This is a genomic window from Stenotrophomonas sp. P5_A8, assembly GCF_056400545.1.
The window spans coordinates 1-3697 of the sequence record NZ_JBFULB010000362.1 but is presented as its reverse complement, the minus strand read 5'-3'; the positions used below and the strand labels follow the sequence as shown (position 1 = coordinate 3697).

3 protein-coding genes are annotated in these 3697 nt (G+C 67.3%); 1 reads left to right on the top strand and 2 read right to left on the bottom strand.

Going from position 1 to position 3697, the window contains the following annotated elements; all coding sequences use genetic code 11:
- Positions 1 to 564 (bottom strand): sigma-E factor negative regulatory protein (locus tag AC1DQP_RS17985; RefSeq protein WP_478052150.1); only part of this gene is annotated, 564 nt, incomplete at its 3' end.
- An 8-nt stretch (positions 565 to 572) separates the two neighbouring features.
- The gene (gene rpoE, locus AC1DQP_RS17980; RefSeq protein WP_256775837.1) at positions 573 to 1193 is read right to left on the bottom strand and encodes an RNA polymerase sigma factor RpoE; all 621 of its coding nucleotides are present in this window, start codon (positions 1191 to 1193) and stop codon (positions 573 to 575) included.
- Between the two features lie 239 nt (positions 1194 to 1432).
- On the opposite strand from rpoE, the gene AC1DQP_RS17975 reads away from it, so the two are divergent.
- Positions 1433 to 3496 carry a 3-hydroxyacyl-CoA dehydrogenase NAD-binding domain-containing protein gene (locus tag AC1DQP_RS17975; RefSeq protein ID WP_478052149.1) on the top strand — a complete coding sequence of 688 codons (2064 nt, stop codon included), beginning with the start codon at positions 1433 to 1435 and terminating at the stop codon, positions 3494 to 3496.
- Positions 3497 to 3697 lie beyond the last annotated feature (201 nt).

Genomic DNA, 3697 nt, shown 5'->3' with positions numbered 1-3697 from the left:
GCGTACCGACGCCACGTCCTGGCGGCGGCTGGCGGCGGCGACCGCAGCGGCCGGGGCCGCGGCCATCGCAACGGCGGCCTCCACCGGTGCTGCCGGGGTAGCCGGGGCCGTCGGCAGCTCGGCCTGGCTGGCGATGATGGTGGTGGTCGGGGCATCCAGCGGCGGGGCCTCGCTGGGCAGCTGTTCGCGGGTCATGAACATCGCCACGGCCGCCACCGAGGCGGCCAGCGCCGCGCCACCGCCCCAGCGGCGCCAGCCACTGCGGGATTCACCGGTACGCTCGGTGGCCGCGGGCGCAAGCGGCGCGGGTTCAGCGGCAACCGCGCCACGCACGCGCTCGGCGAAGTCCAGCGGTGCCGGTGCGCAGGCCTGGCCGCGGAGCACGTCGCCCAGCAACTGCCACCGCTCGTGGCAGCCGGCCAGGGCGTCGTCGTGCTCGAGCCGGCGCAGCATGAACCGCGCTTCGTCGGCCGACAGCGCACCGTCGATCAACGCCGACAGCTGCTGGCGATTGTGGGCATCGAGTTTGTCCGGCGCAGCGCCGGTGGATCCAGGGTTGTTCATGTGGTGGCTCATACGCGGCTCTTCTCGCGGGTGGCACTGCCGACATCCAGCAGTGGCCGAAGTTCAGTGTCGATCGCCTCGCGGGCGCGGAAGATCCGCGAACGCACAGTGCCGATCGGGCACCCCATCTTCTGCGCGATGTCTTCGTAACTCAGCCCGTCCACCTCGCGCAGGGTGATGGCCGATCGCAGTTCCTCCGGCAGCGCCGAGACCGCCTTCATCACCGTCTGCTCCAGTTCCTGGCGCATCAATTCGCGCTCGGGCGTGTCGGTGTCGCGCAGCCGGGTACCGCTGTCGAACTGTTCGGCATCGCCGATGTCGATGTCATCGGTGGGCGGGCGGCGGTTGTGGGCAGCAAGGTGGTTTTTGGCAGTGTTCACGGCGATCCGATGCAACCAGGTATAGAACTGGGCGTCGCCACGGAAACTGCCGATCGCGCGATACGCGCGGACGAACGTGTCCTGGGCGACGTCCTGACATTCACTCCAGTCGGCGATGTAGCGCCCGATCAGTGCAATGATCCGATGCTGGTACTTGCGCACCAGGACATCAAAGGCCGCACTCTCGCCGCGCTGCACGCGCCGGACCAGTTCCAGGTCCAGCTCCTGTGGTGTTTCAACCTCGGCCATGAGGGGCCGCACTCCTGTCAGCCCGACCAACGTCGAGCACTGAGACTGCCAATCCCGGGAAAAGTTCAGCGACCGATCACACGACGCCGCACCAGCTTTTAACCACCGTTCCGTTAAGGTTCCCGTTCACGGCAATGATCCGGGCCTTCCCTTCCCCCCAGCTATAGGGATTTGACGGGGAGGAAACAACCTCTGGATCATAGCCCCCTTCTCCATACACAACCGGATGGAACGTCCCCATGCTTTCAGGCTTCGATGGGCTTCGCTTCTCACATTGGCACCCGCAGATCCGTGATGATGGTGTCGTGGTGCTCAGCCTCGACCGCCAGGACAGCAGCGTCAACGCGATGTCCCAGGACGTGTTGCTGGAACTGGGCGACCTGATCGAACGCATCGCGATGGACCCGCCCAAGGCGGTGRTCCTCCAGTCGATCAAACCGGCCGGGTTCATCGCCGGTGCCGACCTGAAGGAGTTCCAGGAATTCGACCGCCGCGGCACCGTCAATGACGCCATCCGCCGCGGCCAGAGCACCTACCAGAAGCTGGCCGAACTGCCCTGCCCGACCGTCGCGGCGATCCACGGCCATTGCCTGGGCGGCGGCACCGAGCTGGCACTGGCCTGCCGTTACCGCGTGGCCTCCAATGACGCTTCCACCCGCATCGGTCTGCCGGAGACGCAGCTGGGCATCTTCCCCGGTTGGGGTGGCAGCTCGCGCCTGCCACAACTGGTGGGCGCACCGGCGGCAATGGACATGATGCTGACCGGCCGCACCCTCTCGGCGTCGGCCGCGCGCGGCATCGGCCTGGTCGACAAGGTCGTCGCCCCGGCGGTACTGCTGGATACGGCGGTTGCACTCGCGCTGACCGGTACCACCCGCCCGTTCAAGCAGCGCGCCACCGCGTGGGCGACCAACACCTGGCTGGCGCGGAAGCTATTGGCCCCGCAGATGGCCAAGCAGGTCGCCCGCAAGGCGCGCAAGGAGCATTACCCGGCCCCGTATGCGTTGATCAACACCTGGGCACGCACCGGTGGCAGCCCGATCCAGACCCGCCTGGACGCCGAACGTCGCGCGGTGGTGAAGCTGGCCAGCACGCCGACCGCACGCAACCTGATCCGCATCTTCTTCCTCACCGAGCGCCTCAAGGCACTGGGTGGCAAGGACCACGGCATCAGCCACGTGCACGTGGTCGGCGCCGGCGTGATGGGCGGCGACATCGCTGCGTGGTCGGCCTTCAAGGGCTTCAACGTGACCCTGCAGGATCGCGAGCAGCGCTTCATCGATCCGGCGATGGAACGCGCGCAGGCGCTGTTCGCCAAGAAAGTGAAGGACGACAGCAAGCGTCCGGCCGTGGCCGCCCGCCTCAAGGCCGACCTCGCCGGTGAGGGTGTCGCGCTGGCCGACCTGGTGATCGAGGCCATCATCGAAGACCCGCAGGCCAAGCGGTCGCTGTACCAGACGCTGGAGCCGAAGATGAAGGCCGATGCGTTGCTGACCACCAACACCTCCTCGATCCCGTTGCTCGAACTGCGCGACCACATCGAGCGCCCGGCGCAGTTCGCCGGCTTGCACTACTTCAACCCGGTCGCGCAGATGCCGCTGGTGGAAATCATCCATCACGACGGCATGGCGCCGGACACCGAACGTCGCCTGGCCGCGTTCTGCAAGGCGCTGGGCAAGTTCCCGGTGCCGGTGGCCGGCACCCCGGGCTTCCTGGTCAACCGCGTGCTGTTCCCGTACATGCTGGAGGCGGCCACCGCGTACGCCGAGGGCATTCCCGGTCCCGTCATCGACAAGGCCGCGGTGAAGTTCGGCATGCCGATGGGCCCGATCGAACTGCTCGACACCGTCGGCCTGGACGTCGCTGCCGGCGTGGGCAAGGAACTTGCGCCGTTCCTGGGCCTGCAGATTCCGGCCGCATTGCAGACCGTCGAGCAGGGCAAGCGCGGCAAGAAGGATGGCCAGGGCATCTACAAATGGGAGAACGGCCGCGCGCAGAAAACCGACGTGCCGTCCAACTACGAGGCCCCGGCCGACCTCGAAGACCGCCTGATCCTGCCGCTGCTCAACGAAGCGGTGGCCTGCCTGCACGACGGCGTCGTCGCCGACGCCGACCTACTCGATGCCGGCGTGATCTTCGGCACCGGTTTCGCGCCGTTCCGCGGCGGTCCGATCCAGTACATCCGCGCCACCGGCGCCGATGCGCTGGTGGAACGTTTGAAGGTGCTGCAGCAGCGCCACGGCGATCGCTTCGCCCCGCGCCCGGGCTGGGACGATGCCGTGTTGCGTGAGCCGGTGATCTGAGTTTCCTGCCGACAACGATGCAATGACGACGCCACCGAAAGGTGGCGTTGTTTTTGGTTCTTCTCCCACTGGCGGGGGCGTCTTGTTCCAACCGCCATTGAGACGGCACGGCGATGTGCGCGTTGTCGGTTGTTCCAGGCGTAGTGGGAGTCTGGTGGCGTCTTCGCTCGGGTCTGTCGCGAGCGTGTGGGCCCCGTAGCG